This is a genomic window from Bradyrhizobium sp. UFLA01-814, assembly GCF_046718885.1.
GTDB classification, from domain to species: domain Bacteria; phylum Pseudomonadota; class Alphaproteobacteria; order Rhizobiales; family Xanthobacteraceae; genus Bradyrhizobium; species Bradyrhizobium elkanii.
In genome coordinates, this window is record NZ_JAQOSR010000063.1 from 32185 (window position 1) to 44788 (window position 12604).

Sequence of the window (12604 nt, forward strand, 5' to 3'; positions counted from 1 at the left end):
AGATTGCCGTTGTCAGCTACACATCTTCCCCCGCGAGGCCGCCATGGACGCGCTCACGCTCTTCATCATCCGTCACGCCGAAAAGCCTGATGATGGCTGGCCGGGGCCCGGCTTCACCGCGGACGGTGTGTCCGATACCGAGTCGCTTGTCCTCCGCGGCTGGCAGCGCGCCGGCGCTTGGGCTGCATTGTTTGGCACCGACCTCGCCAAGGGCGACTATGCCAAGCCTGACGCGATCTATGCCGCAACTCCCGGCACCACGCCCAACCGGGGCCCGAGCAGCCGTCCCGCCGAGACGATCTCGGCGCTGGCGGCGCGTCTTGGCGCGACGCCCAACGAAGATTTCGGCAAAGGTCATGAACCGGCGCTGATCAAGGCGCTGCTGGCGCTCAATGGCGTCGTGCTGCTGTGCTGGGAGCACAAGGCTATCATCGCCGACGTCCTTCCGTTGATACCAGTCAGCAGGGGCAAGCCGCCCACCAAATGGGACGCCAGCCGGTTCGACGTCGTGCTGCGCTTCCATCGCGCCAAGGGCGAAGACAAGTTCACCTTCAAGGAGCTGTTTCCGAAATTGCTGTCGGGCGATTCCGACAAGCCGCTGGACGGCTGAATAGCGTCGCAGCTTGGCCGATCAGTCGAGCCCGAGCGCCTTGCGCGACTTCCGCGTGAGCTTTCCGGCGATCAGCGCATGCGCCTGGTCGAGATAGGCCTTGAGCTCGGCGTCGGGCAGGGCGTCGTTCGCCAACAGCTGCACCCATTTGGCGCGCGCCAGATACGGCGCCGGCCGCGCGAGGCCCTGCTCGATCAGCAACTCGTAGGCCATGTTCGAGGTCTTGAACATGAAGCCGCCGGTGCTCTCGATGTAGCCGCCGGCCAGCGCGAACATCTTGCCGCCGACCTTGAACACCGACGTGCCCTCCCATTGCACCACCTTGGTGGCGGCGGGCAGGCGCAGGCAATGGGTTTCGAAGGTTTTTGGGCGCATGGATCACGGGGTTGAGTGGAATGTTCACCGTCAACGTCGCATATTTGCGACATGGGCAGTACCCTTCCGAATTGGCTTAGGAACGTCAGCACAGCGCGCGTCGTGACGTATGGCGTTGTACTTCTGATGGCGGCGCTCTTCCTCTACGGCCTCATCAGATTCCCTGATGCTCCGCTGCACCTGTGCGCCAGCGGATATTGTGGAAAGCAGGGCCAACCACATACGCTCGCCGAGTACAGCGACTTCAAGGTCTGGGAGCGAACGCTGTTCATCTGTTGGCCGATCGGAATGGTCGCCCTGTTTCTCCTCCAACGTTGGACGAGGGGCGGCAAATGACCCCTCAGGAACCCTAAAGCCCCAAAGCTGCTCCCCGAGCTGCCGACCGGCCGGCGGCGGGCCACTCACGAAAATGTGGGTTGCCGCCGCTCCATCTGTAGATATATCGTAAGATATGTTTTTAGTAAGGAATGAACAAATGAGACGATCGATGTTTCGCGACCGGGACGACAACGGATTCCGGTTTGGGTTCTTCGCCATGGGCCGGCACGGCAGGGGCGGCCACCGCTTTGGCCGCGGCGGCCATGGCTTCTTCGGGCGGGGTGGCGGCGGTGACTTTCCGGGATCGCGGCGGCTTTCGTCGCAGGATCTGCAACTGGTCATCCTCGCGCTGCTCGGCGAGCAGCCGGCACACGGCTACGAGCTGATCAAGCGGATCGAGGAACGGTCGGACGGCTTCTACAGCCCGAGCCCGGGCGTGATCTATCCGGCGCTGACATTCCTCGAGGAGATCGGCCATGCCAGCGTCACCCAGGACGCGGCACGCAAGCTCTACAGCATCACCGAGCAGGGCAGGGCATATCTCGGCGAGAACCGCGCGACCGCAGACACCATTCTCGAGGCGCTGTCGCGGATCGGCCGCCGCATGGAGGAGGTGCGCGAAGCCTTCGCCGGCGTGAGCGATCTCGATGGCGAAGCGTCCGACGAGGTGCACCGCGCCCGTCACGCGCTGAAGAGCGCACTGCGCCAGAAGCGCGGCTGCGATGCCACCGAGGCGCGGCGGATCGCAAAGATCCTCGACCGCGCGGCCGCTGAGATCCTGCAGCAATGACGCAGTCGCAAAGGAGACCCTTCATGTACAACGCCGAACCGCACAGCGCGATCCGTGATGCGCGCGTCACGGCCGTCATCGAGCGCCTGCAAGCCGCCCGCCGGGCGCCGGTGCGCGGCAACCCGATGCAGAGCGGCAGCCGCGACCCGCACGACTATGCCGAGCAGGGATTCTCGATCCACCCGGAGCAGGGCGAGCTGATCTATCTGTTGTGCCGCGGCCTGCGCGCCCGGCGCGTCGCTGAGTTCGCGACCTCGGTCGGAATGTCGACGCTCTATTTCGCCGCCGCGATGCGCGACAATGGCGGTGGCACCGTGATCGGATCGGAGATCGTGCCGGCCAAGGTCGCAGCGGCGAAGCGCAATCTCGCGGAGGCCGGCCTTGCCGATTACGCCGACATCCGCGAGGGCGATGCGCGCAAGACGCTGCGCGATCTCGGTGGTCCCGTCGACTTCATCCTGATCGACGGGTGGCCAGGCAACAAGGGGCCGACGTTGGCGCGCCAGGTGATCGAGATCGTCGCGCCGCAGCTTCGCGTCGGCGGCTACGTCATGAACGACAATGCCGAGGCGGATTTCCTGGAGTTCGTGCGCGATCCCAACAACGGCTTCGTGTCGATCACGCTGCCGCTCAAGGGGGGCACCGAGCTCTGCCTGAAGGTGGCGTAGCGGGTTTCACCTGCTGGCGTGATTGTGAGCCACAACCACAACACGCCATGCTGGATTTTGCCGGCGCTTCTTGCTCTGTTCGAGGAAAATCAGGAGCGAAGCGCCGCATGTCCGAAGCCCTGCCGATTCATCCGCTCGATCGCCCAATCTGGAGCGCGCTGACCACGAGACAACGCGAACTGGCGGAAGGCGACGCCGACGCGCGCCGCTTTCCGCTCGCGATCGCACCCTTCGCCGACATGGTCGACATGTCGCCAAAGAGCTTTGCCGCGCTCGGAGCGCTGCTGTCGGGACCTGAGATCGCGGTGCTGTTCACGCCCGATCCTGTCCCGGTGCCGCCGGAGTTCAAGGTGCTGCTGGCCGAGACCGGCGAGCAGATGATCGGCACGCCCGCTGACCATTCGGTGCCCGGCGTCGAGATCGTCACGCTCGGCGCTGCCGACGTTCCTGCGATGATGACGTTGACCGAGCTGACAAAGCCCGGACCGTTCAGTGCGCGAACGCATGAGCTCGGCAGCTTTTTCGGCATCCGCATCGATGGCGAACTGGTCGCGATGACCGGCGAACGGATGAAGCCGGGGAACTACACCGAGATGACCGCCGTCTGCGTGCATCCGGAGCATCGCGGCCGCGGCTACGCGCAGGCACTGCTGTCGGCGGTTGCCCGCCAGATCGTGGCGCGCGGCGAAATTCCATTCCTGCACGTCTTCACCAGCAACGTCTCGGCGATCGCGCTCTATCGCCGCCAGGGCATGGAGATCCGCCGCCGCCTGCACATCACGGTATTGCAGAAACAGGGATAGGGATGCTCGGCAAACTGGGTTGAGGGAAATCCCTCATTCCTCATCGCCGATCTCGTGCTTACCTTTGCCGGATCGCAACACGATGAGAGAGGATATCTCGATGTCCGAGCAATCCCAGGACAAGCGTCCGGTAGCCGATCCGGCGGAGAACAACGCTTTCTTTCCGTCACCTTACTCGCTTGGGCAATTCACCTCGGCCAAGTCGGATCTCTCCGGCGCGGATTATCCCAACGCCTACAGGGGTGGCCGCTGGAAAATTCTGATGATCGCCGCGGACGAGCGCTATCTGCTGTTGCAGAACGGCACGATGTTCTCGACCGGCAACCATCCCGTCGAGACCTTGTTGCCGATGTATCACCTCGACAAGGCGGGCTTCGAATTCGACATCGCGACCGTGTCGGGTAATCCGGTCAAATTCGAGCTCTGGGCGTTTCCGAAGGAGGACGACGCGGTCAAGAGCATCTACCAGAAATATCTCGGCAGGCTGAAGCAGCCGCTGAAGCTCTCCGACGTGATCGAAAAAAAGCTCGGCAAGGATTCCGACTATATCGCGGTGTTCATTCCCGGCGGCCATGGTGCGCTGATCGGCTTGCCCGAAAGCACCGACGTGAAGGCCGCGCTGAAATGGGCGCTCGACAACGACAAGCACATCATCTCGCTTTGCCATGGCCCGGCGGCGCTGCTGGCGTCCGCGGTCGGCGAAGCCAAGGGCAACTATCCCTTCAAGGGCTACAAGATCTGTGCATTTCCCGACGCCATCGATCGGACGACGCCTGATATCGGCTACATGCCGGGCGCGCTGACCTGGGCCTTCGGCGAACAGTTGCAGGCGCTCGGCGTCGAGATCCTGAACAAGGACATCACCGGCAAGACCCATCAGGATCGCAAGCTGATCACCGGTGACAGCCCGTTCGCCGCCAACAATGTCGGCAAGGCGGCCGCAAAGGCTCTGCTCGATACGCTCGGCGGGCGCTGAGCGGTCGGCGGCTCGACCTCCGGGCGGCGCGAACCTCGCCGCGCCTCCGGCGGCGGGCCAATGTCGCGCGCCTTGCAGGCCGACCTCGCTTGAGGGAAAATCCTCAACGCGCTGGGCCGCGCCTCCGGCCTCCCGCAAGACACGATGGCACCGCATGGACCGCTACATCGAAGCCGTGGTTGCGATCGAGGGTAGCGGAAGTTTGCCCGCGATCCAGGCGGCAGTGCGGTCTGCGAGCGTTCCGCTCGGCTACGACCGGTTCGTGATGTTCTCGGCGTCGCCGGCACGTGATGACCTGGTTGACCGGATCTACTGGGTCGAAGGCGACTGGTTCGGAAGGGGCGTGACGGTCGATGCCGAAACCTATGTCCGGCATTGCCCGGTGACGCGCAATTTTCTCAATGTGGACGAGGCGTTTTTCTGGACCAAGGTGATGTCGGCGCGCGGAGAGAAGTACCGTGTGGTGCGCACGCCGCGCGGGCCCGGTTTCCATGGACTGCAGGTTCCGGTGTTCGGGCGCACCGGCCTTGAGGGCGCGATGAGCTTCGCCGGCACGCGGATCGATGCGTCGCCGCGGACCCGTGCGGCGCTGACGATGATCGGCGCAGCCGCCTTCCGCGCCGCCCGCGGGCTGATGGAAGCGCACGAGCCGAACGGTGCGTCGAGCCTGTCGCCGCGCGAGCGCGAGGTGCTGCGCTGGATTTCGGCGGGACGGCGCCAGGCCGACATCGCGGCATCGCTCGGCCTGTCGGAACGTACGGTCGAGAACCATTTGCGGCGTGCGCGGCTTCGGCTCGGCGTCGCCACGACCGCGCAAGCCATCCGGCTCGCGATCCGCAGCGGCGAGATCGAGGACTGAGGCGCTTGCGGACGGCCGCCACAGAGCCCGGCGAGCGATCGCTGCGGCTCAGTGTCTCTTCGCCGTCTTCGCCCTGACCTTCGGCGTATGCGTTCCCGCAGCGATCCGCGTCAACGCGTCCGCGAACGCGCGTGCGGCGGGACCGAGCGGTTCATCGAGCCGGTGGGCGAGATAGGCCTCCATTGCAAGCGCGGCGTTGCGGCCGAGCGCGCCGGTTTCGACCCGCACAAGGCGGCGCTCCTTCAGGTCGCGCGCCACCTGCCAGAGCGGCAGGCGGCCCCAGCCGAGCCCGGCCAGGATCATGGCGTGCTTGGTGTCCTGATTGCTCACCCTGCAAATCTGCGGCGAGAGCACGCCGAAGCTGCGGCCCTCCGACAGCAGGGTCGGATCCGACAGCACGATCTGCAGATGATCGGCGAGATCCGCCACGCTCTTGCGGCCGCGGCGCGCGAGCGGATGGCTGGCGGAGGCGACGGCGACGATCTGCACCGCGCAGACCGCATCGAGCGCGAGGCGGGGATCGCGAAAATCCTCACCGACCGTGACCGCGAGCGCGCTGTGCCGCTCGGTCAAGCCGGTGATCGGACCGCCCATCGGTTCGACCGCGAGCCGCACGCTGACGGACGGATAGGCCGCCCGCATTTCCGTCAGCGCCGCGCCGACGGCGGCGATCGGAAACAGCGTATCGACGACGAGCGAGAGTTCCGATTCCACCCCTTCGCCCAGGCCGCGCGCTCGCGCCCGCATCGCGTCGACGCGGAGCAGCAGGTCGCGCGCGTTGCCCAGCAGTGCCTTGCCTTCGGCCGTCAGCGCCGGGCGATGGCTGGAGCGGTCGAACAGTGTGAGGCCGAGCTCGGCCTCGAGGTTGGCGATGGCATGGCTGACCGCGGATTGCACCCGCGCCAGCTTGGCCGCGGCGGCGCGAAAGCTGCCGCTCTCGGCGATGGCGACAAAGGTGCGGATCTGATCGAGCGTGAGGTTATCGAGCATGATCTATGAAATCGATCAATTGGATGCAAAACATATCACTCCTGTCGATGGTCGGGAAACGCTATCTCTATGCCCTGAGCCAGGGGCGGAGTGGACGCATGACGATCGAGACGGCCGTGATGCAGCAGAGCGAGGCGAAACGATGGGCCACGGTCGCCATCGTGATCGGTTGCGGTATCGGCGCGGCGCTGCAGGTCGGCAAGGTTCCGATTGCCGCCTCGATGCTGCAACAGAGCCTCGGCATCGACCTTGCCACGGTCGGAACGATCGCCGGCATCTTTGCGGTCCTGGGGCTTGTCGGCAGCGTGCCGGCGGGCGTGGTGATCGCCGCGGTTGGCGCGCGCAGGGTGCTGCTGTGCGGCCTTGCGGCCATCACGCTGGGGGCGGCCTCGGGCGCGCTCGCGCCACAGCTCGCGGTGCTATTGGCATCGCGCCTGCTGGAAGGGCTCGGCTTCCTGCTGGTGATGGTCGCGGCTCCTGCGTTGCTCGATCGTGTCGTCGATGTCAGCGCGCGTGACGTCACCATGGCGGTGTGGAGCTGCGTGATGCCGTTCGGGATCGCGCTGGCGCTGGTCGCCGGCCCGATCTTCGATGGCTGGCGCGCGATCTGGTGGGCCAGCGCTGCCTTTGTCGCTGTGCTGTTGATCCTTGCGAGCCTCATCGCGCCTGAAGTGGCATCGCGGACCGGCGCGGCGCGGAGTGGTCTGATGCAGGAAGCCACCGCGCTGGCGCGGCGCCGCACCCCGGCGCTTCTGATGGTGCTGTTTGCGCTCTACAGCCTGATGTTCTTTGCGTTGTTCAGCTTCCTGCCGATCCTGTTGTCCGAGCGGCTCGGCGTGTCCAGCCAAGGCGCCGGCGCGCTCAGTGCGTTGGCCGCGGCCGGCAACGTCGTGGGCAATCTCGCCGCCGGTCATCTGCTTGCGCGCGGCGTCAGCCGCAACCTGCTGATCGCCGTGGCGGCATTCGTGATGGGCGCGTCCGCGCTCGGAATCTTCCTGCCGGCGCTCGGCGGGTGGGGGGCATTCTGGCTGTGCCTCTTGTTCTCCGCGATCGGCGGCCTGATCCCGGCGACGTTGCTTGCAACCGCACCCGCCGCGGCGCGATCGGCGGCGATGGTGCCGGTGATGATGGGCCTGCTGATGACGGGCAGCAATTTCGGCCAGGTCACCGGTCCGATCGCGGTCGGCGCTGTGGTCTCGGCATGGGGCTGGGGCGCGGCTTGCGCGATGGTGGTGGCCGCGGCGATCCTTGCCGGTCTCGCGGCGTGGATGTTGGCGCGCGGCGATCACAAGCGCGTAAGCGAGGCGACGGACCCGGCTTGACGCCGCGCGCGCAGGGGCCGAAGGAGTGAAGGTCTCTCACGCCAACGACAATAGGAACCTTCATGACACGCGTGCGCTGTATCACCGAAATGGGCATGGGCGTCGACGTCCACGGCCGCGACGCCACCAAGGCCGCCAAGCGGGCCGTCTCGGATGCCATCCGCCATTCCAGCCTCGGCTTCTTCCGCATGCTCGGCAAGACCGCCAACGACATGTTCGTCGACGTCACGATCGCCGTGCCGAATCCCGAAGACGTCGATACCGCAGCGGTCGCGAAGGAATTGCCCTATGGCACCAAGACCGTGAAGGCGATCGCGGGCGGGCTCGAGATTCCGTCCGATCTCGGCAACGACCCGATCCTGATCGCGAACGCTGCCGTCATTGTCAGCTTCGACGACGGCAAGTGACGCAAGCGCGTCGGGCGACCGGCATGCGTGCGCTATTCGGCGCCTCTGAAATAGTCGGGCTTGCCGGTCGTCCAGGTCTCGCCCCAATGCTGGCCGCCGCCATCGACGGTCAGTGTCTCGCCGGTGATGAACTTGCCGGAGGGCGCGGCGAGGTAGACGGCTGCCTCCGCAATGTCCCAGGGCGTGCCCGGTCGCATCATCGGATTGGAGCGCGGATAGGCGGCGCGCGCCGCTTCGCTGTAGACGTTCCAGCCCTCGGTCTCGATCGCGCCGGGCGCGATGCAGTTGATGCGGATGTCGAGCGGCGCCCATTCGACCGCGAGCGCGCGCGACAGGCCGATCACACCGGAGCGTGCCGCGATCGAGTGCGCAATGCCGTAGAGGCCGTGCGTCGTGACTACCACGATATTGACGATGCTGCCGGGATGCTTGCGGTCGCGCCAGCGCTGCGCCGCGGCCTGCATCATGTACCAGGTGCCGTTGAGGTTGGTGTTGATGACCGCATTCCAGCCCTTGATCGAGACGTCGATCGCGGGTTGCGGGAACTGGCCGCCGGCGCTGTTGACGAGATGATCGACACGGCCGTGCTCGGTCCACAGCGCCTCGAACATCGCATTGACCGCGTCGGGATCCTTGATGTCGGCGACATGCGCGGACGCCTTGAGCCCGCGATGGCCGAGATGATCGACCAGTGCGTCGAGCCTGTCGGCATTGCGGCCGGCGACCACGACATGCGCGCCGAGCCGGGCGAACAGCCACGCGATGGCGCGGCCGATACCGCCTGCGCCGCCGGACACCACGACCACCTGACCGGCGAGCGCATCGGCCGCGAACACGGTCGGGTGCGTTGCGAGTTCGTCGTCGGAGAGGCCAAGCGTTGCGCTCGTTGTTGCGCCTGTCTGTTGATCGTTCATGGCCGGTTGCAGACCTTGCGGCTTTCACTGAGCTCCGTACATTAGCCATCCAACAACAACCATGCAAAGAATGTCGACATGACCGACTTGTCTGCCTTTCCCATCACAAAACGCTGGCCCGCCCAGCATCCGGACCGCCTGCAGCTCTATTCGCTGCCGACGCCGAACGGCGTGAAAGTCTCGATCATGCTCGAGGAGATCGGGTTGCCCTACGAGGTCCATCTCGTCGACTTCAACAAAGATGCCCAGAAGACGCCGGAGTTCCTGTCGCTGAACCCGAACGGCAAGATCCCGGCGATCCTCGATCCCAACGGTCCGGGCGGCAAGCCGCTGCCATTGTTCGAATCCGGCGCCATCCTGCAATATCTCGCCGACAAGACCGGCAAGCTGTTGCCGGCGGACGTCGCGCGCCGCTATCAGGCCATCCAGTGGGTGCATTTCCAGATGGGCGGCATCGGACCGATGTTTGGCCAGGTCGGGTTCTTCCACAAATTCGCCGGCAAGGATTACGAGGACAAGCGGCCGCTGCAGCGCTACGTCGCCGAGTCCAAGCGCCTGCTCGGCGTGATGGAGACGCATCTCGCCGGACGGCAGTGGTTCATGGACGATGAATACAGCATCGCCGACATCTCGATGCTCGGCTGGGTGCGCAACCTGATCGGCTTCTACGGCGCGCGCGAGCTCGTCGAATTCGACCAGTTCACGCAGGTCGCGGCCTGGCTGGAGCGCGGTCTCAAGCGGCCGGCGGTGGAGCGCGGCTTGAATATTCCGAAGCGTCCCTAACGCGCCGACGTCAGCAGCTCATAGACGACGGGATTGTCGGCACAGGCGGCAAAGCCACACTCGAGCAGGGTGGAGAGCACATTCAGCGCCGTCAGCCCGACCACCAGCCACACCGCACCTTGCGCGAACCTGCCGGGCGAGTTGCCCGGCGCCGCGCGGTGCTCGAACTGGCGGTCGAACAGCAGCATCGCCGCGAGCAGCACGATCGCGGCGACAAAGCCGATCAGCGCCCACGTATAGTAGTGATAGCCGAGCAGCGCCGAACCGTAACCGGCATCGCCGGGGAGGATGTGCAGCAGCACCTGCCGGGTCGAGACCGTGGCGCCGAGGACGGCCGTCAGCAGCGACAACGCATAATGACTCGGCCGCGGCCCGAAGCGGATATTGAGGATCGGCCCGATCGCCAGCAGGGCGAACAGGATGCGCTGCAACAGACAGAGCGGGCAGGGTAGTTCGTGGAGCAGCAGCTGCGCGGCAAAGGCGGCGGCCAGTACCAGCGCCAGCCCATAGAGCGCGACGGCATTGAGGGTGACGGCCTGCGTGTCGTTCATGGCTGGCCTCAGAACGACAAGGTGAGACGGTCGGTGGCGTGGTGCAGCAAGGTCGCGGCGCAGGCGATCAGGATCACCGCGAACAGGCCGATCGCGACGGGGCGTCGGCTACGCCAGGCCACCAGCATGGCGATGGTGATGGCGAGAAACAATGCAGTGAATTCCATTCCCAGCCTCCCGATGCGAGCCGGCCGCAGTCTATGACAGATTCGTGTGCGCTCGCGACGCCACGAATGGGCATTGTCGCTTGCGCGCGGCTCCGCCAAGATGGCATCACCAGTTGAGTTCATCCTAGCCGGGGCATCTCATGACCACAGCCGCGATCAAGCCCGTTGCCCGTCCCCATCATCAGCCCTGGTACAAGATCCTCTACGTCCAGGTGCTGATCGCGATCGTGGCAGGTGTCCTGATCGGATATTTCTATCCGAATCTCGGCAAGGAATTGAAGCCGCTGGGCGACGGCTTCATCGCGCTGATCAAGATGATGATCGCGCCGGTCATCTTCTGCACCGTGGTGCACGGCATCTCCTCGATGGGAGATCTCAAGCGCGTCGGCCGGGTCGGGTTGAAGACGCTGATCTATTTCGAGGCGGTGTCGACGGTGGCGCTTGCGGTCGGCCTTCTGGTCGGCGAGCTGCTGCAGCCCGGCCACGGCTTCAACATCGATCCTTCCACGATCGATCCGAAATCGGTCTCCAACTACGTCACGCAGGCCAAAGAGCAGGGCATCGTCGCCCATCTGATGGCGATCATTCCGGACAGCTATCTCGGCGCGGTCGCGCGCGGCGACCTGTTGCAGGTGCTGCTGATCTCGATCCTCTCGGGCTTCGCCATCGCTCTCATGGGCAAGGTCGGCGAGCCGATTGCGTCCGCGATCGACACGGCCGCCAAGATGTTCTTCGGCATCATCCGGATCATCGTCCGCGTCGCGCCGCTCGGCGCATTCGGCGCGATGGCCTTCACGGTCGGCGCCTACGGCCTCGGCTCGCTGTTGAATCTGGCGGCGCTGATCGCGACCTTCTATCTCACCAGCATCCTGTTCGTGCTGATCGTGCTGGGCGCCATCGCACGGCTCGCCGGCTTCTCGATCATCCGCTTCATCGCCTATATCAAGGACGAGCTCCTGATCGTGCTCGGCACATCGTCGTCGGAGACGGTGCTGCCGCAGATGATCCAGAAGATGGAGCATCTCGGCGCCTCGCGCTCGGTGGTCGGCCTCGTGGTGCCGACCGGCTACAGCTTCAATCTCGACGGCACCAACATCTACATGACGCTGGCGACGCTGTTCCTGGCGCAGGCCACCAACACGCATCTGACGATCTGGCAGGAGCTCGGCATTCTGGGCATCGCCATGATCACCTCGAAGGGCGCTTCCGGCGTCACCGGCGCGGGCTTCATCACGCTGGCCGCGACGCTGTCGATCGTGCCCGACATTCCGATCCAGTCGATCGCGATCCTGGTCGGCATCGACAAGTTCATGAGCGAGTGCCGCGCGCTCACCAACCTGATCGGCAACGGCGTCGCCTGCGTCGTGATCAGCCTGTCGGAAGGCGAGCTCGACAAGCAGGCGCTGCACGAGACGATGGCGCATCCGCTCCAGCTCGGCGAGGCGCTGGAGCCGGGCGGCTCCGGCTAGAGCAATATGAAGTGATGGGGCCGTCGCAGGGGGCGCTGCCAAAATATCGAAAACAACCCCATGCAAAGGAGCCGGCGGCGGCCGGCGTTCGACCAGGCAACTTGACACGTCGGGCAACTCAGGGGTATTCTTCTAATATTCCGAAATTGCGCAAGTGTCCGTCCCAAGGCTGTCGCATATGGCATTTGCGGGCTTCTGCAACTGACGCTTCCACGTCGCGGGCGGGAGAGGGAACGCGTCTTGTTCGCGGCCGCAGCCTGGGTCGTGAACCCATAAGGTCGGAAGCGTGCGCACGGTAGGATGACGACTATGCGCCAAGCCTTGAGTGCATGATGCGCCATCGATCGTCCGTTGCGCGGCTGGCTTGCCTCTGCGAGTTCCTACATCCAGCCCAATCCAGGAATGCTTAACTATGCTCACCGTCTATGGCGAAGGTCGTGGCTTCCGTGTTGTCTGGCTACTCGAGGAATTGGGATTGGCTTATCGGCTGCGCCCGGTCGATCTGCTCGCAGCCGGCGGGGGGGGTGGGGGTGTAGGAGCGCGGCAAACCCCCCCCCCCAAAAAACCCAAAACACAAGGGGCGGCCGGACTCTTTGAGAAGC

General features: G+C 65.2%; 15 protein-coding genes and 1 pseudogene. 11 read left to right on the top strand and 5 right to left on the bottom strand.

What is annotated here, in order from left to right:
- The first annotated feature begins 43 nt into the window (after positions 1 to 43).
- The gene (locus PMN64_RS20250; protein ID WP_411781887.1) at positions 44 to 610 is read left to right on the top strand and encodes a histidine phosphatase family protein; all 567 of its coding nucleotides are present in this window, start codon (positions 44 to 46) and stop codon (positions 608 to 610) included.
- A gap of 21 nt (positions 611 to 631) precedes the next feature.
- On the opposite strand, the gene PMN64_RS20255 is transcribed toward PMN64_RS20250, so the two are convergent.
- Positions 632 to 985, bottom strand: coding sequence for an MmcQ/YjbR family DNA-binding protein (locus PMN64_RS20255; protein WP_411781888.1), 354 nt, complete (start codon positions 983 to 985; stop codon positions 632 to 634).
- A 475-nt stretch (positions 986 to 1460) separates the two neighbouring features.
- Here PMN64_RS20255 and PMN64_RS20260 point away from each other — a divergent pair, with 475 nt between their 5' ends.
- The 5 genes from PMN64_RS20260 to PMN64_RS20280 all read left to right on the top strand — a co-directional run bounded on the left by PMN64_RS20260 (position 1461) and on the right by PMN64_RS20280 (position 5399).
- Entirely contained in the window at positions 1461 to 2093 is a 633-nt protein-coding gene (locus tag PMN64_RS20260) for a PadR family transcriptional regulator (protein WP_411781889.1), read from the top strand.
- Between the two features lie 23 nt (positions 2094 to 2116).
- Positions 2117 to 2761, top strand: a complete 645-nt coding sequence (locus tag PMN64_RS20265) for an O-methyltransferase (protein ID WP_411781890.1) — start codon at positions 2117 to 2119, stop codon at positions 2759 to 2761.
- Positions 2762 to 2868: 107 nt separating this feature from the next.
- Complete coding sequence (locus PMN64_RS20270) at positions 2869 to 3564, top strand: GNAT family N-acetyltransferase (protein WP_411781891.1); 696 nt, start codon at positions 2869 to 2871, stop codon at positions 3562 to 3564.
- A 100-nt stretch (positions 3565 to 3664) separates the two neighbouring features.
- Positions 3665 to 4540: a glyoxalase III HchA gene (gene hchA, locus PMN64_RS20275; RefSeq protein WP_411781892.1), complete on the top strand. Its 876-nt coding sequence runs from the start codon at positions 3665 to 3667 to the stop codon at positions 4538 to 4540.
- 154 nt (positions 4541 to 4694) lie between these two features.
- Positions 4695 to 5399, top strand: a complete 705-nt coding sequence (locus tag PMN64_RS20280) for a PA1136 family autoinducer-binding transcriptional regulator (protein WP_411781893.1) — start codon at positions 4695 to 4697, stop codon at positions 5397 to 5399.
- Between the two features lie 48 nt (positions 5400 to 5447).
- Here the strand turns inward: PMN64_RS20280 and PMN64_RS20285 are convergent, their stop codons facing one another.
- Positions 5448 to 6389 (bottom strand): LysR family transcriptional regulator, encoded by a 942-nt coding sequence (locus tag PMN64_RS20285; RefSeq protein ID WP_411781894.1) that lies wholly within the window; start codon positions 6387 to 6389, stop codon positions 5448 to 5450.
- 98 nt (positions 6390 to 6487) lie between these two features.
- On the opposite strand from PMN64_RS20285, the gene PMN64_RS20290 reads away from it, so the two are divergent.
- Positions 6488 to 7711, top strand: a complete 1224-nt coding sequence (locus tag PMN64_RS20290) for a CynX/NimT family MFS transporter (RefSeq protein ID WP_411781895.1) — start codon at positions 6488 to 6490, stop codon at positions 7709 to 7711.
- A 62-nt stretch (positions 7712 to 7773) separates the two neighbouring features.
- On the top strand, positions 7774 to 8118 hold the full coding sequence (locus PMN64_RS20295) for a Lin0512 family protein (protein WP_026192671.1): 345 nt from the start codon (positions 7774 to 7776) through the stop codon (positions 8116 to 8118).
- Between the two features lie 32 nt (positions 8119 to 8150).
- Here the strand turns inward: PMN64_RS20295 and PMN64_RS20300 are convergent, their stop codons facing one another.
- Positions 8151 to 9032: an SDR family oxidoreductase gene (locus PMN64_RS20300; protein WP_411781896.1), complete on the bottom strand. Its 882-nt coding sequence runs from the start codon at positions 9030 to 9032 to the stop codon at positions 8151 to 8153.
- Between the two features lie 78 nt (positions 9033 to 9110).
- Here PMN64_RS20300 and PMN64_RS20305 point away from each other — a divergent pair, with 78 nt between their 5' ends.
- Positions 9111 to 9815: a glutathione S-transferase family protein gene (locus PMN64_RS20305; RefSeq protein ID WP_411781897.1), complete on the top strand. Its 705-nt coding sequence runs from the start codon at positions 9111 to 9113 to the stop codon at positions 9813 to 9815.
- On the opposite strand, the gene PMN64_RS20310 is transcribed toward PMN64_RS20305, so the two are convergent.
- Both PMN64_RS20310 and PMN64_RS20315 read right to left on the bottom strand, forming a co-directional pair.
- On the bottom strand, positions 9812 to 10366 hold the full coding sequence (locus tag PMN64_RS20310; protein ID WP_411781898.1) for a disulfide bond formation protein B: 555 nt from the start codon (positions 10364 to 10366) through the stop codon (positions 9812 to 9814). The two genes, PMN64_RS20305 and PMN64_RS20310, sit on opposite strands and share 4 nt — an antisense overlap.
- A gap of 8 nt (positions 10367 to 10374) precedes the next feature.
- Positions 10375 to 10533 (bottom strand): DUF5993 family protein, encoded by a 159-nt coding sequence (locus PMN64_RS20315; RefSeq protein ID WP_411781899.1) that lies wholly within the window; start codon positions 10531 to 10533, stop codon positions 10375 to 10377.
- 140 nt (positions 10534 to 10673) lie between these two features.
- On the opposite strand from PMN64_RS20315, the gene PMN64_RS20320 reads away from it, so the two are divergent.
- Both PMN64_RS20320 and PMN64_RS20325 read left to right on the top strand, forming a co-directional pair.
- Positions 10674 to 12002, top strand: coding sequence for a dicarboxylate/amino acid:cation symporter (locus PMN64_RS20320; protein ID WP_411781900.1), 1329 nt, complete (start codon positions 10674 to 10676; stop codon positions 12000 to 12002).
- A gap of 412 nt (positions 12003 to 12414) precedes the next feature.
- A pseudogene (locus PMN64_RS20325) lies at positions 12415 to 12604 on the top strand (hypothetical protein); the annotation flags it as partial.